General features: G+C 51.3%; 21 protein-coding genes. 10 read left to right on the forward strand and 11 right to left on the reverse strand.

Annotated features, from left to right (window positions below; translation table 11 throughout):
• Nucleotides 1-351: 351 nt before the first annotated feature.
• Entirely contained in the window at nucleotides 352-1752 is a 1401-nt protein-coding gene (gene asnS / locus A7098_RS14155) for an asparagine--tRNA ligase (RefSeq protein ID WP_000117892.1), read from the reverse strand.
• 168 nt (nucleotides 1753-1920) lie between these two features.
• Entirely contained in the window at nucleotides 1921-3123 is a 1203-nt protein-coding gene (pncB, locus tag A7098_RS14160) for a nicotinate phosphoribosyltransferase (RefSeq protein ID WP_010344462.1), read from the reverse strand.
• A gap of 265 nt (nucleotides 3124-3388) precedes the next feature.
• Here pncB and pepN point away from each other — a divergent pair, with 265 nt between their 5' ends.
• A complete protein-coding gene (pepN, locus tag A7098_RS14165; protein WP_105280974.1) occupies nucleotides 3389-6001 on the forward strand; it encodes an aminopeptidase N in 2613 nt (870 codons plus the stop codon).
• 184 nt (nucleotides 6002-6185) lie between these two features.
• Here the strand turns inward: pepN and ssuB are convergent, their stop codons facing one another.
• From ssuB to ssuE, 5 genes are read right to left on the reverse strand one after another with little or no spacing between them, the layout of a single operon-like run.
• Nucleotides 6186-6953 (reverse strand): aliphatic sulfonates ABC transporter ATP-binding protein, encoded by a 768-nt coding sequence (gene ssuB, locus A7098_RS14170; protein ID WP_105280975.1) that lies wholly within the window; start codon nucleotides 6951-6953, stop codon nucleotides 6186-6188.
• Nucleotides 6950-7741, reverse strand: coding sequence for an aliphatic sulfonate ABC transporter permease SsuC (ssuC, locus tag A7098_RS14175; protein WP_105280976.1), 792 nt, complete (start codon nucleotides 7739-7741; stop codon nucleotides 6950-6952). Before ssuC ends, ssuB begins: the two co-directional genes overlap by 4 nt.
• Nucleotides 7742-7752: 11 nt before the next feature.
• Nucleotides 7753-8898 carry an FMNH2-dependent alkanesulfonate monooxygenase gene (gene ssuD, locus A7098_RS14180; protein WP_105280977.1) on the reverse strand — a complete coding sequence of 382 codons (1146 nt, stop codon included), beginning with the start codon at nucleotides 8896-8898 and terminating at the stop codon, nucleotides 7753-7755.
• Nucleotides 8895-9854: an aliphatic sulfonate ABC transporter substrate-binding protein SsuA gene (gene ssuA / locus A7098_RS14185; protein ID WP_001244251.1), complete on the reverse strand. Its 960-nt coding sequence runs from the start codon at nucleotides 9852-9854 to the stop codon at nucleotides 8895-8897. The genes ssuD and ssuA overlap by 4 nt, the downstream gene beginning before the upstream one ends.
• Entirely contained in the window at nucleotides 9847-10422 is a 576-nt protein-coding gene (ssuE, locus tag A7098_RS14190; RefSeq protein ID WP_001263924.1) for an NADPH-dependent FMN reductase, read from the reverse strand. Before ssuE ends, ssuA begins: the two co-directional genes overlap by 8 nt.
• A 236-nt stretch (nucleotides 10423-10658) precedes the next feature.
• Here ssuE and pyrD point away from each other — a divergent pair, with 236 nt between their 5' ends.
• Together pyrD and zapC are read left to right on the forward strand one after the other, a co-directional pair.
• Entirely contained in the window at nucleotides 10659-11669 is a 1011-nt protein-coding gene (gene pyrD / locus A7098_RS14200; protein WP_010344456.1) for a quinone-dependent dihydroorotate dehydrogenase, read from the forward strand.
• A gap of 173 nt (nucleotides 11670-11842) precedes the next feature.
• Nucleotides 11843-12385 carry a cell division protein ZapC gene (zapC, locus tag A7098_RS14205; RefSeq protein ID WP_001220665.1) on the forward strand — a complete coding sequence of 181 codons (543 nt, stop codon included), beginning with the start codon at nucleotides 11843-11845 and terminating at the stop codon, nucleotides 12383-12385.
• Here the strand turns inward: zapC and ycbX are convergent.
• Complete coding sequence (gene ycbX, locus A7098_RS14210; protein ID WP_032225475.1) at nucleotides 12382-13491, reverse strand: 6-N-hydroxylaminopurine resistance protein YcbX; 1110 nt, start codon at nucleotides 13489-13491, stop codon at nucleotides 12382-12384. The genes zapC and ycbX overlap by 4 nt on opposite strands.
• Before the next feature lie 97 nt (nucleotides 13492-13588).
• Here ycbX and rlmKL point away from each other — a divergent pair, with 97 nt between their 5' ends.
• The 6 genes from rlmKL (at nucleotide 13589) to rmf (ending at nucleotide 21686) form a co-directional block, all read left to right on the forward strand.
• Nucleotides 13589-15697 (forward strand): bifunctional 23S rRNA (guanine(2069)-N(7))-methyltransferase RlmK/23S rRNA (guanine(2445)-N(2))-methyltransferase RlmL, encoded by a 2109-nt coding sequence (gene rlmKL / locus A7098_RS14215; protein WP_032225474.1) that lies wholly within the window; start codon nucleotides 13589-13591, stop codon nucleotides 15695-15697.
• Between the two features lie 11 nt (nucleotides 15698-15708).
• Entirely contained in the window at nucleotides 15709-17616 is a 1908-nt protein-coding gene (locus A7098_RS14220) for an ABC transporter ATP-binding protein (RefSeq protein WP_105280978.1), read from the forward strand.
• A 188-nt stretch (nucleotides 17617-17804) separates the two neighbouring features.
• The gene (gene pqiA, locus A7098_RS14225) at nucleotides 17805-19058 is read left to right on the forward strand and encodes a membrane integrity-associated transporter subunit PqiA (RefSeq protein WP_000333155.1); all 1254 of its coding nucleotides are present in this window, start codon (nucleotides 17805-17807) and stop codon (nucleotides 19056-19058) included.
• Nucleotides 19059-19062: 4 nt separating this feature from the next.
• Nucleotides 19063-20703, forward strand: a complete 1641-nt coding sequence (gene pqiB / locus A7098_RS14230) for an intermembrane transport protein PqiB (protein ID WP_000445527.1) — start codon at nucleotides 19063-19065, stop codon at nucleotides 20701-20703.
• On the forward strand, nucleotides 20700-21263 hold the full coding sequence (gene pqiC, locus A7098_RS14235; protein ID WP_000759125.1) for a membrane integrity-associated transporter subunit PqiC: 564 nt from the start codon (nucleotides 20700-20702) through the stop codon (nucleotides 21261-21263). The genes pqiB and pqiC overlap by 4 nt, the downstream gene beginning before the upstream one ends.
• 255 nt (nucleotides 21264-21518) lie before the next feature.
• Nucleotides 21519-21686: a ribosome modulation factor gene (rmf, locus tag A7098_RS14240; RefSeq protein ID WP_000828648.1), complete on the forward strand. Its 168-nt coding sequence runs from the start codon at nucleotides 21519-21521 to the stop codon at nucleotides 21684-21686.
• Between the two features lie 68 nt (nucleotides 21687-21754).
• Here rmf and fabA read toward each other — a convergent pair whose 3' ends face one another.
• Complete coding sequence (gene fabA, locus A7098_RS14245; protein ID WP_000227927.1) at nucleotides 21755-22273, reverse strand: bifunctional 3-hydroxydecanoyl-ACP dehydratase/trans-2-decenoyl-ACP isomerase; 519 nt, start codon at nucleotides 22271-22273, stop codon at nucleotides 21755-21757.
• A gap of 68 nt (nucleotides 22274-22341) precedes the next feature.
• Nucleotides 22342-24102, reverse strand: a complete 1761-nt coding sequence (locus tag A7098_RS14250; RefSeq protein ID WP_085460592.1) for a Lon protease family protein — start codon at nucleotides 24100-24102, stop codon at nucleotides 22342-22344.
• Between the two features lie 185 nt (nucleotides 24103-24287).
• On the opposite strand from A7098_RS14250, the gene matP reads away from it, so the two are divergent.
• On the forward strand, nucleotides 24288-24740 hold the full coding sequence (gene matP, locus A7098_RS14255) for a macrodomain Ter protein MatP (RefSeq protein WP_000877169.1): 453 nt from the start codon (nucleotides 24288-24290) through the stop codon (nucleotides 24738-24740).
• 75 nt (nucleotides 24741-24815) lie between these two features.
• On the opposite strand, the gene ompA is transcribed toward matP, so the two are convergent.
• The gene (gene ompA / locus A7098_RS14260; protein WP_024165063.1) at nucleotides 24816-25868 is read right to left on the reverse strand and encodes a porin OmpA; all 1053 of its coding nucleotides are present in this window, start codon (nucleotides 25866-25868) and stop codon (nucleotides 24816-24818) included.
• Between the last annotated feature and the right edge of the window lie 12 nt (nucleotides 25869-25880).

Below are 25880 nucleotides of genomic sequence, written 5' to 3' on the forward strand. Positions count from 1 at the left end.
TTTAATGATGTTTGCAGAGAGTTTGATCTATATATATGATTTCCTTATATTAAATTTAGCTAAACGAAAATTTTCGCTCTGATAATTCCTCTCAGTGGCTTCGCTAAAACACAGATTCAGACGTCCAGAAAGCTAATAAGAAGTATAAAAATTGTGCTATCAGCTAAGAAATAACTAATCCGCAATAAGAATGCGGATTATTTTTTGTTCATAAATATTACGTGGAAATATTCCGTAACAGGAAGGTTGTTGTGACAGGGTTGCAAATAGATTGATTGACTTAACAAACAGATAACTTGACAGAAGGGAATAGAAAAGAGCCAGCGGACGCTGGCTCTCGGAAAAACTAAATTAGAAGCTGGCGTTACGCGGAGTACGCGGGAACGGAATCACGTCACGCACGTTTTGCACACCAGTCACGTAGGCGATCAGACGTTCAAAACCAAGACCGAAACCGGAATGCGGAACAGTACCGTAGCGACGCAGATCGCGATACCACCAGTAATCTTCTTTGTTCAGGCCCATCTCCAGCATACGCTCGTCCAGCACGTCCAGACGTTCTTCACGCTGGGAGCCACCAATAATCTCACCGATGCCCGGTGCCAGAACGTCCATTGCCGCGACGGTTTTACCGTCTTCGTTAAGACGCATATAGAACGCCTTAATATCTTTCGGATAGTTTTTCACCACGACCGGCGCTTTAAAGTGTTCTTCTGCCAGGTAACGCTCATGCTCGGAAGAGAGATCCACGCCCCAGTAAACCGGGTTTTCAAATTTCTTACCGCAATTTTCGAGGATGGTTACCGCATCGGTGTAATCAACCTGCGCAAAGTCGGCTTCAATGAAGCGTTCCAGACGGCTGACAGCATCTTTATCTACGCGTTCAGCGAAGAATTTCATGTCGTCTGCACGTTCTTCGAGAACCGCTTTGAAGACATATTTCAGCATGGCTTCAGCCAGACCGGCGATATCGTTCAGGTTAGCAAACGCCACTTCCGGCTCCAGCATCCAGAATTCCGCAAGGTGACGGCTGGTGTTGGAGTTTTCTGCACGGAAAGTCGGGCCGAAGGTATAAATTTTGGACAATGCGCAAGCGTAGGTTTCACCGTTCAACTGACCAGATACGGTCAGGAAAGACTCTTTACCGAAGAAGTCTTTGTCGAAATCCACTTTGCCCTGATCGTTACGCGGCAGGTTTTCCAGATCCAGCGTTGAAACGCGGAACATTTCGCCAGCGCCTTCGGTATCAGATGCGGTAATCAGTGGCGTTGAAACCCAGAAGAATCCCTGCTCGTTAAAGAAGCGATGCAGCGCCTGTGCCAGCGTGTGGCGAACGCGCGCAACAGCGCCAATCAGGTTGGTACGTGGACGCAGGTGAGCGACTTCACGCAGATACTCAATGCTGTGGCGCTTTGCTGCCATCGGGTAAGTATCTGGATCTTCAACCCAGCCGGCAACTTCAACGTTGCTGGCCTGAATTTCAAATTGTTGCCCCTGACCCGGCGACGCCACGACTTTACCCGTCACAATGACCGAGCAACCGGTGGTCAGACGCAGGACGTCTTCATTGTAATTGGGCAGAGAATTATTGATGACAGCCTGTACAGGATCAAAGCAGGAACCGTCATAAACGGCGAGGAAGGAGATGCCAGCTTTTGAATCTCGGCGGGTACGCACCCATCCGCGCACGGTGACTTCGCTGTCAACGGCTACGCGGCCCTGGAGTACGTCGGCTACAGGCACAACGCTCATAATATTCTCTCTGTTAATAGTCGGAAAAAATAAACACTTGTCCACCCGTCAATGGGGGGATACCTATGTTACCTGGCATCTGCAATCAGACAAGCAGAATTCGCAGATGGGACAAAAGATTTCGGAATAAAAGGCAAAAAAGGGAGCCGTTATGGCTCCCTGATGATATTAACTGGCTTTTTTAATATGCGGAAGGTCGAACGCTTTACGCAGCGCACGGACAAACGCTTTGTCATGGCAGATAGTTTTGCCAGGGCTGTCAGAAAGTTTCGCCACCGGTTTACCGTTACACTCCACCAGCTTAATCACAATATTCAGTGGTTTGACCTGGGGGATATCGCAGGTCAGGCGTGTACCGATACCAAAACTTAATTGCACACGGGAAGAGAAGTGGCGATAAAGCTCGACCGCTTTGCGTAAATCCAGATTGTCAGAGAAAACCAGCGTTTTGCTCTGCGGATCAATTCCCAGCTTCTCATAATGTGCAATGGCTTTTTCGCCCCATTCTACCGGGTCGCCGGAATCATGGCGAAGCCCCTGGTAACGACTGGCAAATTCCACGCCGAAATCACGCAGAAAGGCATCCATAGTAATGCAGTCGGTTAACGCAATGCCAAGTTGGTCAGGATATTCTTCCAGCCACGCAGCAAGTGCAGCGCGCTGACTATTGGCAAGATCCGGGCTGATTTGTTGATGCGCCTGGAACCATTCATGCGCCTGTGTTCCCATCGGGGTGAGGGAAAGCCGACGTGCCAGATCGTAGTTACTGGTGCCAACGAACCAGGGTTCCTGTTGCAAACGTTTAACGATGGTTTCTTGTACTTCGCGGGAAAAACGGCGACGAGTGCCGAAATCCATCAGATGGAAGCGCGACATCTCGAGATCGGCGGTTAATGCCGAAAAGTCGACTAATTTGCTTTCCAGGGTATCGAGGGCTTGCGCAACGTCGGCCTGCGGTGAGCGATAGCGATGTACCATTTCACTGATGACCGCCAGCAGAGGAACTTCCCAGAGGATGACTTCACGCCACGGGCCGGTTAAACGAATATCCAGCTTACCGTTATCGTTGGTGACGGTGACCTGTTCCGGATTAAAGCGGAACTCGCGCAGCCAGTTGAGATAGTCGGCCTTAAAAAAAGGCAGGGCAGAGAGCCATTGATATTCATCATCCTGCAGGCGCAGGTGCTGCATCGCCTGAACCTGTTCACGAATAGCATCGGCATAAATACCCAGCAGATCGTCACCTCGGCAACGAAACTCCGCCGCGACATGCACATCATAATAGTGATGAAACACGGCTTGCTGCATATGCAACTTATAAGCATCTGTATCCAGCAACGAGTGCAGAACAGGAGAAGCGAATTGTGTCATAGGTGCGCAGTAGCGTCCTCGTACGGGAGCGTTTAGTACAATAAACATCTTCAGGAACTGCTGGAGTATACCTTGTTTCGCAATTTATTGAACCCCGATCACACCATATGCCACCTTTATGGTCGATGGCATTGCGCACCTTATGTTATAAAAATGTAGCAATAAAAGCGTTTGTACCTGAAAAGATGAAGATTCTGCGTAGCGAGATTTATGCAACAGGAATAGACTGAACACCTGACTCTATAAAAGATGCTAAAGGTTATTTATGACTCAACAGCCACAAGCCAAATACCGTCACGACTATCGTGCGCCGGATTACCAGATTACTGATATTGACTTGACCTTTGACCTGAACGCGCAAAAGACGGTGGTTACCGCGATCAGCCAGGCTGTCCGTCATGGTGCATCAGATGCTCCGCTTCGTCTGGACGGCGAAGCCCTTAAACTAGTCTCTATTCATATTAATGATGAGCCGTGGACAGCCTGGAAAGAAGAAGAGGGCGCACTGATCATCAGTAATTTACCGGAACGTTTTACGCTCAAGATTATTAATGAAATTAGCCCGGCGTCCAACACCGCGCTGGAAGGGCTTTACCAGTCAGGCGATGCGCTCTGCACTCAGTGTGAGGCTGAAGGTTTCCGCCATATTACGTACTATCTTGATCGCCCGGATGTGCTGGCGCGTTTTACCACCAAAATTATTGCGGATAAAACCAAATACCCGTTCCTGCTTTCCAACGGTAACCGTGTTGCGCAAGGCGAACTGGAAAATGGACGTCACTGGGTACAGTGGCAGGATCCATTCCCGAAACCGAGCTATCTGTTTGCGCTGGTAGCTGGTGACTTCGATGTACTTCGCGACACTTTCACTACCCGCTCCGGTCGCGAAGTGGCGCTGGAGTTGTATGTCGATCGCGGCAATCTTGATCGCGCGCCGTGGGCGATGACCTCGCTGAAAAATTCCATGAAGTGGGATGAAGAACGCTTTGGTCTGGAGTATGACCTCGACATCTATATGATCGTTGCAGTGGATTTCTTCAACATGGGCGCAATGGAGAATAAAGGTCTCAACATCTTTAACTCCAAATATGTGCTGGCGCGTACCGACACTGCAACCGATAAAGATTATCTCGACATTGAGCGTGTCATCGGTCATGAATATTTCCATAACTGGACCGGCAACCGCGTTACCTGCCGTGACTGGTTCCAGCTCAGTTTGAAGGAAGGCTTGACTGTTTTCCGCGATCAGGAGTTCAGTTCTGACCTTGGTTCCCGCGCGGTAAACCGTATCAACAACGTGCGCACCATGCGCGGATTGCAGTTTGCGGAAGACGCCAGTCCGATGGCGCACCCAATCCGTCCGGATATGGTCATTGAAATGAACAACTTCTACACCCTGACCGTTTACGAGAAGGGCGCGGAAGTGATTCGTATGATCCACACTCTGCTGGGTGAAGAAAACTTCCAGAAAGGGATGCAGCTCTATTTCGAGCGTCACGATGGTAGTGCTGCGACCTGCGACGATTTCGTTCAGGCGATGGAAGATGCGTCAAATGTCGATCTTTCCCATTTCCGTCGCTGGTACAGCCAGTCCGGTACGCCGATTGTGACTGTTAAAGACGACTACAATCCGGAAACCGAGCAGTACACCCTGACCATCAGCCAGCGCACACCAGCCACGCCGGATCAGGCAGAAAAACAGCCGCTACATATTCCGTTTGCTATCGAACTGTATGACAACGAAGGCAAAGTGATTCCGTTGCAGAAGGGTGGCCATCCGGTCAATCCGGTATTGAATGTCACCCAGGCGGAACAGACCTTTGTCTTCGATAACGTCTACTTCCAGCCTGTGCCTGCGCTGCTTTGCGAATTTTCTGCGCCGGTGAAACTGGAATATAAGTGGAGCGACCAGCAACTGACTTTCCTGATGCGCCATGCGCGTAATGATTTCTCTCGCTGGGATGCGGCGCAAAGCCTGCTCGCAACCTACATCAAACTGAACGTCGCCCGTCATCAGCAAGGTCAACCATTGTCTTTACCAGCACATGTTGCCGATGCTTTCCGCGCGGTACTGCTCGATGAGAAGATTGATCCGGCGCTGGCGGCAGAAATCCTGACGCTGCCTTCCGTCAATGAAATGGCAGAACTGTTCGATATCATCGACCCGATTGCCATTGCTGAAGTGCGCGAAGCTCTCACCCGTACTCTGGCGGCTGAACTGGCGGATGAGTTGCTTGCTATTTATAACGCGAATTACCAGAGCGAGTACCGCGTTGAGCATGAAGATATTGCAAAACGCACTCTGCGTAATGCCTGCCTGCGTTTCCTCGCTTTTGGTGAAACGCATCTGGCTGACGTGCTGGTGAGCAAGCAGTTCCACGAGGCCAACAATATGACCGATGCGTTGGCGGCGCTCTCGGCGGCGGTTGCTGCGCAGTTACCATGTCGTGATGCGCTGATGCAGGAGTACGACGACAAATGGCATCAGGACGGTCTGGTGATGGATAAATGGTTTATCCTGCAAGCCACCAGTCCGGCGGCGAATGTACTGGAGACGGTGCGCAGCCTGTTGCAGCATCGTTCGTTCACCATGAGCAACCCGAACCGTATTCGTTCGTTGATTGGGGCGTTTGCGGGCAGCAACCCGGCTGCGTTCCATGCCGAAGATGGCAGCGGTTATCAGTTCCTGGTGGAAATGCTCACCGACCTGAACAGCCGTAACCCGCAGGTGGCTTCGCGCCTGATTGAGCCGTTGATTCGCCTGAAACGTTACGATGCTAAACGTCAGGCGAAAATGCGTGCGGCGCTGGAGCAGTTAAAAGGACTGGAAAATCTTTCTGGTGATCTGTACGAGAAGATCACCAAAGCTCTGGCTTGATACAAACATGCCTGATGCGACGCCTTATCAGGCAACCTGTTGAAATTGCTGGTTTTGTAGGCCGGATAAGGCGTTCACGCCGCATCCGGCAACCATGCCCAACGGCCTGATGCGACGCTTGACGCGTCTTATCAGGCCTACAATTCCATTGAAATTGCTGGTTTTTTGCGCTGTATCCGGCATGTTAACCATGACGCCGAATCGGTTGTTCAGAGTGCCCACGCTGCATCACCCGCTGTAATACTTCCGCTTCCAGCTCCGCTAATCGCACCGACCCTAACCGGCGCGGACGGGGGATATCCACCGTCAAATCCAGACCAATTTTTCCCTCTTCAATCAACAACACCCGGTCAGCCATCGCCACCGCTTCGCTCACATCATGCGTTACCAGCAAGACGGTAAAACCGTGCTCCTGCCAAAGTGACACAATCAAATCCTGCATCTCCAGTCGCGTTAAGGCGTCCAGTGCCCCGAGCGGTTCATCAAGCAACAATAAACCCGGTCGATGAATCAACGCTCTTGCCAGCGCCACACGCTGTTTCTGCCCGCCAGACAGCGCCGCAGGCCATTCCCCGGCGCGATTCTCCAGCCCTACCGCAGCCAGCGACTGACGCGCGGCATCGCGCCACTGGCCTTTCAGACCTAACCCAACGTTATCAATTACCGATTTCCACGGCAGCAGACGGGCATCCTGAAACATCATGCGTGTATCGTCCTGAATTTCGGCAAGTGGCGTTGTACCCGCTAACACATCGCCTGCGGTTGGCGTTTCCAGCCCCGCCAGCAGGCGCAGCAGGGTACTTTTGCCACCACCGCTGCGACCGACCACTGCCACAAACTGACCCGCTGGAATATGCAAATCCAGGTGGTTCAGGACGATATTATCCGCGTAATGTTTGCATACCGCATTGAGCAACAGCGGTGTGCCCTGGTTCAGACGAGCAGTATTCATACCGTGGCCTCCTTCAGATGATAAGCCGGGTTCCAGCGCAACCAGAGGCGCTCTAATAGTTGCGCGCTGACGTCAGCAAGTTTGCCGAGCAGGGCGTAAAGAATAATGGCGACCACCACCACGTTCGTTTGCAGAAACTCCCGCGCATTCATTGCCAGATAACCAATGCCTGAATTGGCAGAAATGGTTTCGGCAACAATCAGCGTTAGCCACATCAGACCCAACGCAAAACGCACGCCGACCATAATTGAGGGCAGGGCTCCGGGCAGGATCACATGGATAAACAGCGGCACGCCGGATAAGCCATAGCTGCGCGCCATCTCTACCAGCCCGCGATCGATATTACGGATCCCATGCCAGGTGTTGATATAAATGGGGAATAGCGTGCCAAGCGCCACCAGGAAAATCTTTGCGGACTCATCAATGCCAAACCACAAAATCACCAGCGGGATCAGCGCCAGATGCGGTACGTTGCGCAACATCTGAATTGAGGTATCCAGTAGTCGCTCACCCCAGCGTGACAGCCCGCTAATCAGCCCCAGAATCAACCCCAGCGATCCGCCAATGGAAAAACCAATCAGCGCCCGCCAGGAGCTGATCGCCAGATGCTGCCACAATTCGCCGCTGGCTGAGAGCGTCCAGAACGCCGTCACCACCCCTTGCGGAGAGGGCAAAATACGCGTCGACAACCAGCCAACTGACGAGGCCAGTTGCCACACCGCCACGATGCCCACCGGTAAAAACCAGGGGGCAACGCGCAATAACCACTTTTTCACTGGCGTTGCCATCATCTTGTTCCTTAGCTTTGCGCGACTTTACGTGGGATAAACTCATTTGCCACCGCTTCGCCTTGCAGGTTCAGCGGCTGCGGTTGGGGAATCTGTGGGATGGCGACATCCAGATGTGGGAACAACAACTCGCCAACCCGATACGCTTCTTCCAGATGTGGATAGCCAGAAAGGACAAAACTGTCGATGCCAAGCGCGGCGTATTCGTTGATTCGCGCAGCGACTGTCGGCCCATCGCCCACCAGCGCCGTTCCGGCACCGCCGCGTACTAAGCCAACTCCCGCCCATAAATTGGGGCTGATCTCCAGATTGTCGCGCTTACCGTTATGCAGCGCCGCCATTCGTTGTTGACCGACTGAATCCGTCCGGGCAAATGCTTCTTGTGCTTTGGCAATCGTCTTATCATCAAGATGGGAGATTAACCGTTCGGCGGCCTGCCAGGCTTCGTCGTTGGTTTCGCGGACAATTACATGCAGACGAATACCGAAACGAATTTTGCGCCCATGCGCGGCAGCTTTTGCCCGCACTTGTTCGATCTTCTCTTTTACCCGCTCCGGCGGTTCGCCCCAGGTGAGATAAAGATCAACCTGTTCAGCAGCCAGATCCTGAGCAACGTCGGACGATCCGCCAAAGTAAAGTGGCGGATACGGCTGTTGAATCGGCGGGAAGAGCAGTTTTGCTCCGCGCACATGAATATGTTTACCGTTGAAATCGACGGTTTCTCCCTGCAATAAACGTCGCCAGACCTGAGTAAATTCCGCCGAGGCTTCGTAACGCTCGCTATGATCAAGGAACACGCCGTCGCCTGCCAGCTCTTGCGGATCGCTGCCTGTGACCAGGTTAAACAACGCGCGTCCATTAGAGAGGCGATCAAGCGTGGCAGCCTGGCGAGCGGCTACGGTAGGCGATGTCACACTTGGGCGTAGGGCGACGAGGAACTTAAGCCGTTGCGTCACCGGGATCATCGATGCCGCCACCAGCCACGCATCTTCGCAGGAACGGCCTGTTGGGATCAGCACGCCGGTATAGCCAAGACGATCCGCCGCTTGTGCAATCTGTTGCAGATACCCATGATCAACCGGGCGAGACCCTTCTTCCGTTCCCAGATAATGACCGTCACCGTGCGTGGGTAAAAACCAGAACATATTCAGACTCATAATTGTTTTCCTTCCAGTTGAGTGGGCTGCCAGATGCGTTGGCGGATATCGACTTTTTTCGGCACCAGACGATTTTCATAAAACAGGTCGGCAGTGTGTTGCTGTAAAGCGGCAACCTCGGCGTTCACGGGTTTGATGGTGGTAGGGGGACGATGGTCAAGATATGAGGCAATGACCGGCGCCGGTAAACCCATTGTTTTTGCCAACAGGGCGATGCTTTGTTCGCGCTGGCTATGGGTTAACGCATCGGCCTCGCTAAAGGTTGCCAGTACGCCCTGAATAAATGCGCCGTTTTTTTCTGCATACGGACGGGCTGCCAGATAAAACGATCCGGTTTGATTGAGATCGGTGCCATCTTTCAGCACCCGCACGCCGCCCTGCAATAACGCAGCGGAGTAGTAGGGATCCCAGATAGCCCAGGCGTCGACGTTACCCTGCTGGAATGCAGCGCGCGCATCGGCGGGCGTCAGATAGGTCGGCTGGATATCAGTGAAATTAAGCCCGGCTTGTTGCAGTGCGCGCAGTAAAAGGTTGTGCGAACTTGAACCTTTCTGAAACGCGACTTTGTGGCCCTTTAGTTCAGCCACAGTTTTGATCGGGCTGTTTTCGGGCACCAGAATCACTTCGGCTTTTGGTTTCGGTGGCTCGACACCGACGTAGACCAAATCAGCACCGGCGGCCTGAGCAAAAATTGGAGGAATGTCCCCCGTACTGCCCAGATCGATACTGCCGACGTTTAACGCCTCCAACATTTGCGGACCAGCGGGAAACTCCACCCACGAGATTTTGGTTTGCGGATAGCGTGTTTCCAGTAACTGGTGGCTTTTTGCCAGCACCATGCTGATGCTGCCTTTTTGATAACCTATCCGTAACGCTTCAGGAGAAGACTCCGCAGCAATCGTGAGCGTAGAGACGCTGAATAATCCCATCAGCACCAGTTTAAAAATATTACGCATGAGCGTTACCTCGCAGAGAGAGAAGGTCAGGAACCTGGACATCGCGGCGGTGCAGCGCCTGCCAGAAGGTATCGAGCGCGGTATCTAGACGGGATTGCAGATTCGGCGTGAATTGCGGCTTATGTTGGAAATCAAGCACCTGCGAGTCATCGGCAAATACGCCGTGTAGGATCTCCTGCGCTTTTAAGGCGCTTAGTACCGGTTTGAGGGCATAATCGACAGCCAGTAGATGAGCCACCGTGCCACCTGTCGCCAGCGGCAACACCACTTTTCCTTGTAGTGCGCGTTCTGGTAGCAGGTCGAGAAGCGTTTTCAGTGCGCCGGAATAGGCGGCTTTGTAGACGGGAGTGGCGACAATCAGCCCATCAGCCTGTTGCAACTGATCGGTGAAAGTCTTGAGTGCCGGACTATCGAAACGGGCATAAAGCAAATCTTCCGGGGCGAAGTTTTGCAGATTCCAGTGATAAACTTCCACATCCAGGCCATTCAATTTTTCCCGCGCATATTCCAGCAAAGAGCTGGAGCGAGAAGGAAAGCGAGGACTTCCTGCCAGGGTAATGACACGCATACTCTCTCCTTATAACCAATAGTTCTTGTTTTGTTAAAATTGATAACAATTCGGTCAGTCTGACAGAGAGAGCTTGTGAGTCGAAATGATTTATCTGATGAAGAAAAGCCAAAAAAAGCATAAAAAAAGCACAACAAGAAAACGTTTGCTATTTATTGCCACAGGTCAATTCCCTTTTGATCCGAACTCGCACATAATACGCACCCGGTTTGCACACCGGGAATCCAGGAGAGTTCATGTACTACCCCTTCGTTCGTAAAGCCCTTTTTCAGCTCGATCCTGAGCGCGCTCATGAGTTTACTTTTCAGCAATTACGTCGCATTACCGGAACGCCGTTTGAAGCACTTGTTCGACAGAACGTTCCAGCGAAACCGGTTAACTGCATGGGACTGACCTTTAAAAATCCGCTTGGTCTGGCTGCCGGTCTTGATAAAGACGGGGAGTGTATTGACGCTTTAGGCGCAATGGGATTTGGATCGATCGAGATCGGCACTGTCACCCCTCGTCCACAACCAGGAAATGACAAGCCGCGTCTCTTCCGTCTGGTGGATGCTGAAGGTTTGATCAACCGTATGGGCTTTAATAACCTCGGCGTTGATAACCTCGTTGAGAACGTTAAAAAAGCACATTATGACGGCGTTCTGGGAATTAATATCGGTAAAAATAAAGATACACCGGTTGAGCAAGGCAAAGATGACTATCTGATTTGTATGGAAAAAATCTACGCCTATGCAGGATATATTGCCATCAATATTTCATCACCGAATACCCCAGGATTACGTACTCTGCAATATGGCGAAGCACTGGATGATTTATTAACAGCAATTAAAAATAAGCAAAATGATTTGCAAGCGATGCACCATAAATATGTGCCGATCGCAGTGAAGATCGCGCCGGATCTTTCTGAAGAAGAGTTGATCCAGGTTGCCGATAGTTTGGTACGTCATAATATTGATGGCGTTATTGCGACTAATACCACCCTCGATCGTTCTTTAGTTCAGGGAATGAAAAATTGCGATCAAACCGGTGGCTTAAGTGGTCGTCCGTTGCAATTAAAAAGCACAGAAATTATTCGCCGCTTGTCGCAGGAATTAAACGGTCGTTTACCGATCATTGGTGTTGGTGGTATTGACTCGGTTATTGCTGCCCGTGAGAAGATAGCTGCGGGGGCTTCACTGGTGCAAATTTATTCTGGTTTTATTTTTAAAGGACCACCGCTGATTAAAGAAATCGTTACTCATATCTAATTATTTCTTTCACTTTCTCTTTATAAGATAATCAGGGCTTTATTTTCAGCCCTGGTTGTTTTATATTCATTCCTGTTACTTATTTAGACATTTTGTACTTTTCTTGTTGAGGTTATTAAGCAAAGCGACAATGGAATGTGTTGCAGTGAATTTATAGGGTAGAGGAGAGGCATATGCGAATTAAACCAGACGATAACTGGCGTTGGTATTACGATGAAGAGCATGATCGAATGATGCTTGATTTAGCCAATGGTATGCTGTTTCGCTCACGTTTTGCGCGTAAGATGTTGACGCCGGATGCTTTTTCTCCTGCGGGATTTTGCGTTGATGACGCCGCGCTCTATTTCACGTTTGAAGAAAAATGCCGCGACCTTAACTTATCAAAAGAACAAAAAGCTGAACTGGTGCTTAATGCACTGGTAGCGATTCGTTATCTCAAACCGCAAATGCCGAAAAGCTGGCATTTTGTTTCTCATGGCGAAATGTGGGCACCAGCGTCAGGTGATGCTGCCTGTGTCTGGTTAAGCGACACCAATGAGCAGGTCAATTTACTGGTTATTGAATCTGGCGAAAATGCCGCACTGTGCCTGCTGGCACAGCCTTGCGTCGTCATCGCCGGGCGCGCCATGCAACTGGGTGACGCCATCAAAATTATGAATGACAGGCTGAGACCGCATGTGAGTTATGACAGCGTCAGCCTTGAACAAGCCGTTTAACTTTTCAGTTTCAATGCAGTCTTCGGTACGCAACTACAGCAAAGAATTGTTCCATCGTCGCTCATAGCTGATTTTTTCAGCGGGGTGACTTCGCCTTCGAGAAGCTGAACACGACAACTTCCGCATATGCCGGCACGGCAAGAATAGGGAATACGAATCCCTTGATTTTCTAATTGTTCCAGCAGTACCTGTTGGTTATTACCGCGAAATGCCCGCCCTTGCCAGTTGATATCAACATTCGCGTTTGGTTGTTGTGTCGCGGAGAAAGCATCGTCGGCTGCGGCCGCACCGTAGACTTTTGCCGGTGCTGTCGCCAGGATTTCCACCTCATCGCCAACACGGATAACACCACTGTTACGGGCAATTAAGTTTTGACCGAAATCGACATCGCCGTTATCCTGGGCTGTACGGAAAGATTGCAGCGTTTTTAATGGTTCGCCAGCCGGATGCTTTTGCCCTTTTTCCGGGCTAACGGTGGTGAAAATACAACGGCTACAAGGTTTCACCACATCGAACACCACATCGCCAATACGAATCACTTTCCAGGTGTCTTCTTCCCACGCGGCTACGCCAGAAACAACCAGATTGGGGCGGAATTGTTCCATTTTGACGCTTGCCGGACAGCGTTGTTGGAGATCGCGCAATGAAGCTTCATTGACGAGCAGATACGGATAGCCATCAGCGAATGACAGGGGTACAGTGTTGTGGCGTTTTACGCGCCGCGTCATCTGTGGCCCCACCCAGCGCAATTGCACGTCGCGGGAGAAAAATCCGCTTAACCATTTGTTTATCTCATCTGGCGCAATGCGCGCAGTAAAATGGTTACCCCACACTTCCGTTGGTGCGTCCTGTTCGGCGAAATCGGCAAAGCGTACCCACGCACTACTACCATCGGGCGCAGTGAGATGCAGACCGTCATGAACGGGAGATGGGGTAAAGCGCACCATCTGTGGAAACTGACGGGCGGTAATAAATGTACCGTCGGGTTCTGTCAGCATAAAAATGCGATCGAAGGCCAGCCCGCTGATATCTGCAAGAGCGTGCGTCAGACCGATGCCACGCATGGATTTAACAGGATGAATAAAAAGCCGGGTTAATGTCGCCACGGTGCGGTCCCCAAATGAAAATAAGCCCTCAACTTTATGACATGACGGACTTATTAGCTATAATGCGCAACAATTTTCTTAGAGTAAAAGTGACGATATGAATTCTCTGTTTGCCAGTACGGCCCGTGGGCTGGAAGAGCTGTTAAAAACTGAACTGGAAAACCTGGGGGCCGTTGAATGCCAGGTGGTTCAGGGTGGGGTCCATTTCAAGGGCGACACGCGGCTTGTATACCAGAGCCTGATGTGGAGCCGCCTGGCCTCGCGTATTATGTTGCCGCTGGGCGAGTGTAAGGTTTACAGCGATTTAGACCTCTATCTCGGCGTTCAGGCGATCAACTGGACAGAGATGTTTAATCCTGGCGCGACCTTTGCTGTCCACTTTAGCGGTCTGAATGACACTATCCGCAACAGCCAATACGGTGCGATGAAAGTTAAAGACGCAATTGTTGATGCTTTCACGCGTAAAAATCTGCCGCGACCAAATGTTGATCGCGATGCGCCGGACATCCGCGTTAACGTCTGGCTGCATAAAGAAACCGCCAGTATCGCCCTTGATCTCAGTGGTGATGGTTTGCATCTGCGTGGCTATCGTGATCGTGCAGGTATTGCGCCAATCAAAGAAACACTGGCGGCAGCCATTGTGATGCGATCTGGCTGGCAGCCGGGAACACCACTGCTCGACCCGATGTGTGGTTCCGGTACGTTGCTGATTGAAGCCGCGATGCTGGCGACCGACCGCGCGCCGGGCTTGCACCGTGGGCGTTGGGGATTTAGCGGCTGGGCGCAGCACGACGAAGCCATCTGGCAGGAAGTGAAAGCGGAAGCACAAACTCGCGCCCGTAAAGGTCTGGCAGAATACAGCTCTCATTTCTACGGTTCCGACAGCGATGCGCGGGTGATTCAACGTGCGCGTACTAACGCCCGCCTGGCGGGGATTGGCGAACTGATCACTTTTGAGGTGAAAGATGTCGCGCAACTGACCAATCCGCTACCAAAAGGACCGTATGGCACCGTACTGAGCAACCCGCCGTACGGTGAGCGTCTGGACAGCGAACCGGCGCTGATTGCGCTGCATAGCCTGCTGGGTCGAATCATGAAAAACCAGTTCGGTGGCTGGAATCTCTCTTTATTCAGCGCCTCGCCGGATTTGTTAAGTTGTCTGCAATTGCGCGCAGACAAACAGTACAAGGCGAAAAATGGCCCGCTGGACTGCGTGCAGAAAAACTACCACGTTGCCGAAAGTACCCCGGACAGCAAACCGGCGATGGTGGCGGAAGATTACGCCAACCGTCTGCGTAAGAACCTGAAGAAATTCGAAAAATGGGCGCGGCAGGAAGGGATTGAATGCTACCGCCTGTATGACGCCGATTTGCCAGAATACAACGTCGCTGTTGACCGCTACGCCGACTGGGTGGTCGTGCAGGAGTACGCGCCGCCGAAGACCATCGATGCGCACAAAGCGCGTCAACGTTTGTTCGATATTATCGCTGCGACCATTTCGGTACTGGGGATTGCGCCAAACAAACTGGTGCTGAAAACCCGTGAACGCCAGAAGGGCAAAAATCAGTATCAGAAACTGGGCGAGAAGGGCGAGTTTCTTGAAGTCACCGAATATAACGCGCACCTGTGGGTGAACCTGACGGATTACCTTGATACGGGTTTGTTCCTCGATCACCGTATCGCCCGTCGTATGCTCGGTCAGATGAGTAAAGGCAAAGATTTCCTCAACCTGTTCTCCTATACCGGTAGCGCCACTGTGCACGCGGGCTTAGGCGGCGCGCGCAGCACCACCACGGTGGATATGTCGCGTACTTATCTGGAGTGGGCAGAACGCAACCTGCGTCTGAATGGCTTAACCGGTCGTGCGCATCGCCTGATTCAGGCCGATTGTCTGGCGTGGTTGCGTGAAGCTAATGAACAGTTCGATCTGATTTTTATCGATCCGCCAACCTTCTCTAACTCAAAACGAATGGAAGATGCGTTTGATGTTCAGCGCGATCATCTGGCGCTGATGAAAGATCTGAAGCGTCTGCTGCGTGTTGGCGGGACTATCATGTTCTCGAACAACAAGCGTGGCTTCCGTATGGATCTCGACGGCCTGGCCAAACTGGGACTGAAAGCACAAGAAATTACGCAAAAAACGCTCTCCCAGGATTTCGCCCGTAACCGCCAGATCCACAACTGCTGGCTGATTACCGCAGCCTGAAAGGAATAGTAATGTCATTAATCAGTATGCATGGCGCATGGCTGTCGTTCAGCGACGCGCCGCTTCTCGATAACGCAGAACTGCATATCGAAGATAACGAACGTGTTTGTCTGGTGGGCCGCAACGGCGCAGGCAAATCGACGTTAATGAAAATCCTCAACCGTGAACAAGGGCTGGATGACGGTCGCATTATTTACGAGCAAGATTTGATTGTAGCTCGTCTGCAACAGGATCCGCCGCGTAACGTTGAGGGTAGCGTTTATGATTTCGTTGCCGAAGGCATTGAAGAACAAGCGGAATACCTGAAACGCTATCACGATATTTCGCGCTTGGTGATGAATGACCCGAGCGAGAAAAATCTCAATGAACTGGCGAAAGTCCAGGAGCAGCTTGATCACCATAATCTGTGGCAACTGGAAAACCGCATCAACGAAGTATTGGCACAGCTGGGATTAGACCCCAATGCTGCGCTGTCGTCACTTTCCGGCGGTTGGTTGCGTAAAGCGGCGTTGGGACGCGCGTTGGTGAGCAATCCGCGCGTGTTACTGCTCGACGAACCGACTAACCACCTGGATATCGAAACCATCGACTGGCTGGAAGGGTTCCTTAAAACCTTCAATGGGACGATTATTTTCATCTCCCACGACCGTTCGTTTATTCGCAATATGGCGACGCGCATTGTTGATCTCGATCGCGGCAAGCTGGTGACCTATCCAGGGAATTACGACCAGTACCTGCTGGAAAAAGAAGAAGCCCTGCGCGTGGAAGAGCTGCAAAACGCCGAGTTCGACCGCAAACTGGCGCAGGAAGAGGTGTGGATCCGTCAGGGGATCAAAGCGCGTCGTACCCGTAACGAAGGTCGCGTGCGTGCATTGAAAGCGATGCGTCGTGAACGTAGCCAACGCCGGGAGGTAATGGGTACGGCGAAGATGCAGGTCGAAGAAGCCAGCCGCTCCGGTAAAATAGTCTTTGAAATGGAAGATGTTTGCTATCAGGTTGAGGGCAAACAACTGGTGAAAGACTTTTCCGCTCAGGTACAACGTGGCGACAAAATTGCGCTGATTGGCTCGAATGGCTGCGGTAAAACCACGCTGTTAAAACTGATGCTGGGGCAACTTCAGCCAGACAGCGGACGTATTCACGTTGGCACCAAACTTGAAGTGGCTTATTTCGATCAGCACCGCGCGGAACTGGATCCCGATAAAACGGTGATGGATAACCTTGCCGAAGGTAAGCAAGAGGTGATGGTTAACGGTAAACCACGCCACGTGCTGGGTTATTTGCAGGACTTCCTGTTCCATCCGAAACGGGCGATGACGCCGGTACGTGCGCTTTCTGGCGGGGAACGTAACCGTCTGCTGTTAGCACGTTTGTTCCTTAAGCCAAGCAATTTACTGATCCTCGACGAACCGACCAACGACCTTGACGTCGAAACGCTCGAACTGCTTGAAGAGCTAATCGACAGCTACCAGGGGACGGTGTTGTTAGTAAGCCACGATCGTCAGTTTGTCGATAACACTGTGACAGAATGCTGGATCTTTGAGGGCGGCGGCAAAATTGGTCGTTATGTTGGCGGTTATCATGATGCCCGTGGTCAGCAAGAACAGTATGTGGCGCTTAAACAGCCGGTGGTGAAAAAAACCGAAGAAGCGGCAGCGCCAAAAGCAGAAACTGTAAAACGCAACACTAGCAAACTAAGCTATAAATTGCAGCGCGAACTGGAACAGCTTCCGCAATTGCTTGAAGATCTGGAAGCGAAGCTGGAAGCCTTACAGGCGCAGGTGGCGGATGCCTCCTTCTTCAGCCAGTCTCATGAACATACGCAAAAAGTGCTCGCTGATCTGGCTGCTGCGGAGCAGGAGCTGGAGCAGGCTTTTGAACGCTGGGAGTATCTTGAAGCGTTAAAAAATGGTGGCTGATCGCAAAACAGTTGATTGATATAGAGGCTGATGACAAAGGTAAAATTGCCTGATGCGCTACGCTTATCAGGCATGGGGGAAATCATTTGTATTCTCTCAGACCGGTAAAGGCACCAATGCTGCATCCGGCATGAAAAAAGGACACTTTGTCAGCAATCTGTAGAATAGCGCATCATTAAGGAGTACCAATGTGCGAACATCATCATGCCGCGAAGCATATCTTGTGCTCGCAGTGTGACATGCTGGTGGCATTACCCCACCTTGAGCATGGTCAGAAAGCGGCATGTCCTCGGTGTGGCACAACGTTAACCGTTGCGTGGGACGCGCCCCGGCAGCGTCCTACCGCCTATGCGTTGGCCGCACTGTTCATGCTGTTGCTGTCCAACTTATTCCCTTTTGTGAATATGAACGTCGCAGGAGTTACCAGTGAAATTACATTACTGGAAATTCCGGGCGTGCTGTTTTCTGAGGACTACGCCAGCCTCGGCACTTTTTTCTTGTTGTTTGTGCAACTGGTTCCTGCATTTTGCCTGATTACCATACTGCTTCTGGTGAATCGCGCCGAATTACCGGTACGTCTGAAAGAGCAACTGGCACGGGTGCTCTTTCAACTCAAAACCTGGGGAATGGCAGAGATTTTCCTCGCGGGTGTGCTGGTCAGTTTCGTCAAACTGATGGCCTACGGCAGTATTGGTGTGGGCAGCAGTTTTCTCCCCTGGTGTTTATTTTGTGTGCTGCAACTGCGCGCCTTCCAGTGCGTTGATCGTCGCTGGTTGTGGGATGATATCGCGCCGATGCCAGAGCTACTTAAGCCGTTAAAACCGGGCATTACGGGTATCCGACAAGGATTGCGCTCTTGCTCTTGCTGTACGGCGATCCTTCCCGCCGATGAAACGGTGTGCCCGCGTTGCGGTACGAAAGGATACGTTCGGCGCAGAAATAGCCTGCAATGGACGCTGGCGCTGCTTGTTACGTCCATCATGCTGTATCTCCCGGCTAATCTTTTACCCATCATGGTGACTGATTTATTAGGCTCTAAGATGCCGTCAACGATTCTCGCCGGGGTCATCCTGTTGTGGAGTGAAGGCTCTTATCCTGTTGCTGCAGTTATCTTTTTAGCCAGTATCATGGTGCCAACGTTAAAGATGATCGCCATCGCATGGTTGTGCTGGGATGCCAAAGGGCACGGCAAGCGTGACAGCGAAAGAATGCATTTGATTTATGAAGTTGTTGAGTTTGTAGGCCGCTGGTCGATGATTGACGTTTTCGTGATTGCGGTGCTCTCGGCGCTGGTGCGTATGGGAGGTTTAATGAGTATTTATCCTGCAATGGGTGCGTTAATGTTTGCTTTAGTCGTCATAATGACAATGTTTTCTGCAATGACGTTTGATCCACGCTTGTCGTGGGATCGTCAACCTGAATCAGTGCATGAGGAGTCCTGACAGTATGGAATCTAATAATGGGGAAGCCAAAATCCAGAAAGTGAAGAACTGGTCTCCCGTGTGGATATTTCCTATCGTCACGGCGCTTATAGGGGCGTGGGTTCTTTTTTATCATTACAGCCATCAGGGACCGGAAGTTACCCTGATCACCGCGAATGCGGAAGGGATTGAGGGCGGCAAGACTACCATTAAAAGCCGTAGTGTTGACGTCGGCGTGGTCGAGAGCGCAACGCTAGCCGATGATTTGACGCACGTTGAAATCAAAGCGCGCCTGAACGCCGGTATGGAGAAGCTGCTGCATAAAGATACCGTCTTCTGGGTGGTAAAACCGCAGATAGGTCGAGAAGGTATTAGCGGCCTGGGCACACTGCTTTCCGGTGTGTATATCGAACTGCAACCGGGGGCGAAAGGCAGCAAACAGGCAAGTTATGATTTGCTCGATTCGCCACCGCTGGCACCGCCTGATGCGAAAGGTATTCGTGTGATTCTTGATAGCAAAAAAGCCGGACAACTCTCGCCGGGAGATCCGGTGCTGTTCCGTGGCTATCGGGTAGGTTCGGTTGAAACCAGCACCTTCGATACGCAAAAACGCAATATCAGCTATCAACTGTTTATCAATGCACCTTATGACCGGTTGGTGACCGGCAATGTTCGCTTCTGGAAAGATAGTGGCATTGCGGTTGATCTGACGTCAGCGGGAATGCGCGTAGAGATGGGATCGTTGACAACGCTACTCAGCGGCGGCGTCAGCTTTGACGTGCCTGAAGGTCTGGATTTAGGGCAGCCTGTTGCGCCGAAAACCGCATTCGTTTTGTATGACGACCAGAAGAGCATTCAGGATTCGCTATACACCGATCACATTGACTATCTGATGTTCTTTAAAGATTCGGTACGTGGCCTGCAGCCTGGCGCTCCGGTAGAATTCCGGGGTATTCGCCTGGGTACAGTAAGTAAAGTTCCTTTCTTTGCGCCGAATATGCGTCAGACATTTAATGATGATTACCGTATTCCGGTACTCATACGCATCGAACCGGAACGGCTGAAAATGCAGCTTGGCGAAAATGCGGATGTCGTTAAGCACCTTGGAGAGTTGTTGAAACGTGGCTTGCGCGGATCGCTGAAGACCGGAAATCTGGTCACTGGTGCGCTCTATGTTGATCTCGATTTCTATCCAAATACGCCTGCAATAACCGGTATTCGTGAATTTAATGGTTATCAGATTATCCCGACCGTTAGCGGCGGTCTGGCGCAAATCCAGCAACGTCTGATGGAAGCATTAGATAAGATCAACAAGCTGCCGTTGAATCCGATGATTGAGCAGGCGACCAGTACGCTGTCTGAAAGCCAGCGCACGATGAAAAACCTGCAAACGACGCTGGATAGTATGAACAAGATCCTCGCCAGCCAGTCGATGCAGCAGTTGCCAACGGATATGCAGTCAACGTTGCGTGAGCTGAATCGCAGTATGCAGGGCTTCCAGCCAGGCTCCGCAGCCTACAACAAGATGGTAGCGGATATGCAGCGGCTTGATCAGGTGTTGCGTGAACTGCAACCGGTGCTGAAAACGCTTAACGAGAAGAGTAACGCGCTGGTATTTGAAGCGAAGGACAAAAAAGATCCAGAGCCGAAGAGGGCGAAACAATGAAAAAGTGGCTAGTGACGATTGCGGCACTGTGGCTGGCCGGATGCAGCTCCGGCGAGATCAATAAAAACTATTACCAGTTACCTGTTGTGCAGAGCGGTACGCAAAGTACCGCCAGCCAGGGCAATCGCCTGTTATGGGTAGAGCAAGTCGTTGTTCCAGACTATCTGGCGGGGAATGGGGTGGTTTATCAGACCAGTGATGTGAAGTATGTGATTGCCAACAACAACCTGTGGGCCAGCCCGCTGGATCAACAGTTGCGCAACACCCTGGTGGCGAATCTGAGTACGCAACTCCCCGGTTGGGTGGTTGCCTCCCAGCCTCTGGGAAGCGCACAGGACACGCTCAACGTAACCGTAACGGAGTTTAACGGTCGCTATGATGGCAAGGTCATTGTCAGCGGCGAGTGGTTGTTGAATCACCAGGGACAATTGATCAAACGACCGTTCCGTCTGGAAGGGGTGCAAAATCAGGATGGCTACGATGAAATGGTCAAAGTGCTGGCCAGTGTCTGGAGTCAGGAAGCCGCTGCTATTGCGCAAGAGATAAAGCGTCTACCTTAATTATAAATATTTGTAAATATAACCGTCTCCGGCATGTAGCCTGAGGCGGTTTTTTTGTTTAACTCACCGAGAAAAACTTGTTCCGCTTCACATTTTTTGTACAACCAACATGCCCGTGTGGCTCACAAATATGACAGTGGCGTGAATTTTGCGCATTGACGGCAGTTATGATTCGCGGTATTGCTTAACTGTGATTGCACATTTAGTAATCACTGTTTTCTTTTCCACCAGAAACCAGTATGAGGGAAACGAGGCATGAAGAGACAAAAACGAGATCGCCTGGAACGGGCACATCAACGTGGTTATCAGGCCGGCATCGCCGGACGCTCAAAAGAAATGTGTCCCTATCAGACGCTGAATCAAAGGTCACAATGGCTGGGAGGCTGGCGAGAAGCCATGGCGGACAGGGTAGTAATGGCCTGATTCTGTCTCTTTAAAAAGAAACCTCCGCAATGCGGAGGTTTCGCCTTTAATATGTAGCCTGATTTAAATCAGAATGCAGAAGTATCCTGGAACAGACCGACTTTCAGGTCGCTGGCGGTGTAGATCAGACGACCATCTACCAGTACTTCGCCGTCTGCCAGACCCATGATCAAGCGACGGTTAACAATGCGTTTAAAGTGAATACGGTAGGTCACTTTTTTCGCGGTAGGTAGAACCTGACCAGTGAACTTCACTTCGCCTACACCCAGTGCGCGGCCTTTACCTTCGCCGCCCAGCCAGCCAAGGTAGAACCCTACCAGCTGCCACATCGCATCCAGACCCAGACATCCCGGCATTACCGGATCGCCGATGAAGTGGCAGCCGAAGAACCATAGGTCTGGATTGATATCCAGTTCTGCTTCGACATAGCCTTTGTCGAAGTTACCACCGGTCTCGGTCATTTTGACCACTCGATCCATCATCAGCATGTTTGGTGCTGGCAATTGCGGGCCTTTAGCGCCAAACAGTTCTCCGCGACCAGAGGCAAGAAGGTCTTCTTTTGTATAGGATTCGCGTTTATCTACCATGTTCTCTGTAAGCCTTATTTTAGTGAAGCACGCAGGATAGCTAACACGTGTACGCTGAACAAGTCCGATCAGTTCGGAATAAACCAGTTCAGCCAACGTAATGGCCATGGAAAACGGTGACGTCCTTCCTGTTGCGATGCTTGCGCAATACGTTCCTGGATAGTTTGCATCAGCGTTGTCTGGCCTTCACCATCCCACACAAGATTTAATAATAAAGGCAGTGCGTCAGTCACATCGTCTACTGCCCAGATGGTGAATTTGCCTTCCTCTACCGCTTTCACCAGTTCACTGTGAAGACTTAAATGGCGAACGTTAGCGGTGGGGATAATGACACCTTGTTTCCCCGTTAACTCACGTTGCTGACAAATAGCAAAGAAGCCTTCGATTTTCTCATTCAAACCACCGACCGGCTGGGCGCGACCGAACTGATCGACTGAACCTGTGATAGCGATACTCTGATTCACCGGCACATCGGCAAGGGCACTTATCAGGGCGCAGAGTTCCGCCATCGAGGCGCTATCGCCGTCCACTTCGCTATATGACTGCTCAAACGTCAGCGATGCTGAGAAAGGGATCTGTTGCTCAAGCTGAAGCTCCGACATTAGGAACGCCTGCATGATCATCATCCCCTTAGCGTGTATGTTGCCGCCAAGCTCGGCCTTGCGTTCGATATCGGTAAATTCGCCATCACCAATATGCACAACGCAGCTAATGCGAGAAGGTTCGCCAAAAGCGCGCGGATGGCCCGGAAATTCGATGACCGAAAGGGCGTTAATTTGCCCGATGCGTTCGCCTTCGGTTTCAATCAGGATCTGCTCCTGAAGGATCTCATCCTGCATTCGTTCGGCAAGGAAGCCTTCGCGCCATTCCCGTTGTTGTAGCATTAAGTTTAGCTGCTCGCCGGTAAAGCTATTGCCTTCGCACAAGGATGCGACCTCTTTACACTGGCGGAGGATCCACTGCGGGCTAAGCGGCAGTGTTTCTTGTTCACCGGTGTAGCGTGCTGCTTCGCGGATAAGTACCGGCCAGGCATCCGCTCCCGGTGCAGGTAAGTGGTTATGTCTGGCGGTAAATGTCACCCAGCGACACCACTGGTTTACTGACTCCGCATCGACAATCTGCAGAGTATCTTCAAATTCGCTATAAATAGCCTGCTCAGAAAGCTCTGGCTCCATCTCCTGGAAATCAGCCAATGATTCGCGTTCGCCTACCAGAATGACTTTCAGCTTCAATGGCATCGAAGGCACAGAGACGGGGAGAGGGCGCGACTCATCAAACGCTATCCAGTCAAAACGCTCGCGGTTAACGATGTTTTTCAACCGCATCCACAGCAGAGGTTGCGCCAGCAGAGTACGCAAAGAGATGATGAGAATACCGCCATTTGCCTGATGCACCAGGCCTGGCTGCAAGGTAATGTCGCCATTAAACTGGCGCAGGCAGCCAAAGAGTTGTTCCGCTTCTACCCAGTCGGCAGCGACAACCTGCGTTAAAGTCGCAAAATTATCATCTACGCTCACTGCGTTACTTAAGCGAATGGTGTGGCCGGAAACCTCATAGTGACCACCCACCAGTTGGCCTGCATCGCTTTGTAGCGCACGTGCGGCATCGGCAATAAGATTCAGATACTCAGACTCTTCCGGGGCCTTTGCCAGCATAAACGAGGAGGATGCTCGCGTATGCAGCAACTGCTCCAGCGCAAATTGCAGTCGCGGTTGAGTATCACTGAATAAAGGATCGTTTTCGTCAATCAAATGTGGCTGAGCAAATATTTCCTGATAGCTATCGGTATCAGGAACCAGGTCACGCCATGCAAGTTTCGTAATGGTCAAAGTTGATGTTTTTTAGTCTGTTGTCAAAGCCGCGATTATACCGTAACCGGCACTGCAGCACACGTAGAAAGCACCGACAATACTCCTTGCATGGGCGTTAAAGCTCACAGGATGGAGATTCTTTTCATCACACAGTTAAAAAACTGATATTCTGTAAAGAGTTACACGGTAACATTGAGATCGCTATGAAATATCAACAACTTGAAAATCTGGAAAGCGGTTGGAAATGGAAGTATCTGGTGAAGAAACACCGTGAAGGGGAGCTAATTACCCGTTACGTAGAAGCCAGTGCCGCCCAGGAAGCCGTTGACGTGTTGCTATCGCTGGAAAATGAACCCGTGCTGGTAAATGGCTGGATTGACAAGCATATGAATCCTGAGCTGGTCAATCGCATGAAGCAGACTATTCGAGCCAGACGGAAACGCCATTTTAATGCGGAACATCAGTACACGCGTAAGAAATCAATCGATCTGGAATTTATTGTCTGGCAACGGCTGGCTGGTCTTGCACAGCGGCGCGGTAAAACACTTTCCGAAACGATTGTCCAGCTGATAGAAGATGCGGAAAACAAAGAGAAATATGCAAATAAAATGTCTTCTTTGAAGCAGGATTTGCAGGCTTTACTCGGAAAGGAATAACTTGCCAGGGTTATTTATTTTACTGAAGACGAAAAAAACCCCGCATGAAGCGGGGTTTTTTTACCAGACGAGAACTTAAGCCTGCGGCTGAGTTACAACGTCTTTGATGCCTTTAACTTCGATCTCTACGCGACGATCCGGAGCCAGGCAGTCAATCAGTGCAGCGCGTTGTTTCACGTTGTCACAGGTGTTGCCGGTAACCGGGTTGGATTCGCCCATACCACGTGCGGAGATCTTGTCAGACGGGATACCTTTAGAGATCAGGTAATCAACGACGGACTGAGCACGACGCTCGGACAGACCCTGGTTGTAAGCATCAGAACCGATGCGGTCAGTGTAACCCAGAACAACTACGGAACCGTCTTTCGGATCCAGGTTGCTCAGCTGGCTGTACAGCTGATCCAGAGCAGCCTGACCTTCCGGTTTCAGGGTTGCTTTGTTGAAGTTGAACAGAACGTCAGACTTCAGAGTGAAGTGCTTGGTCTGTACTTCCGGAGCTGGAGCCGGAGCCGGAGCAACTACCGGAGCTGCTTCGCCCTGACCGAAACGGTAGGAAACACCCAGGCTCAGCAGACCGTTGTCCGGACGAGTACCGATGGTGTGTGCGTCACCGATGTTGTTGGTCCACTGGTATTCCAGACGGGTAGCGATTTCAGGAGTGATCGCGTACTCAACACCACCTGCGAATACCGGAGAAACGCCGGTGTCGTGGTCTTTATAGGATGCGCCACCAGGTACGTTAGCCTTGGTGTCTGCACGCCATACCATACCACCCAGACGAGTGTAGATGTCCAGATCGTCAGTGATTGGGTAACCCAGTTTAGCGGTCAGCTGAACGCCCTGAGCTTTGTATGCGCCATTGATGTTGTCGCCTTTGTACGGCATACGACCTAACCAGTCGTAACCCATTTCAAAGCCAACATACGGGTTAACCTGGTAACCACCAAAAGCACCTGCACCCAGTTGGTTTTCGTGGGTCGGACCATTGTTAGGAATGAAACCAGTGTCATGGTACTGGGACCAGCCCAGTTTAGCACCAGTGTACCAGGTGTTATCTTTCGGAGCGGCCTGCGCTACGGTAGCGAAACCAGCCAGTGCCACTGCAATCGCGATAGCTGTCTTTTTCATTTTTTGCGCCTC

It is taken from the genome of Escherichia sp. MOD1-EC7011, assembly GCF_002965005.1.
GTDB lineage: Bacteria > Pseudomonadota > Gammaproteobacteria > Enterobacterales > Enterobacteriaceae > Escherichia > Escherichia ruysiae.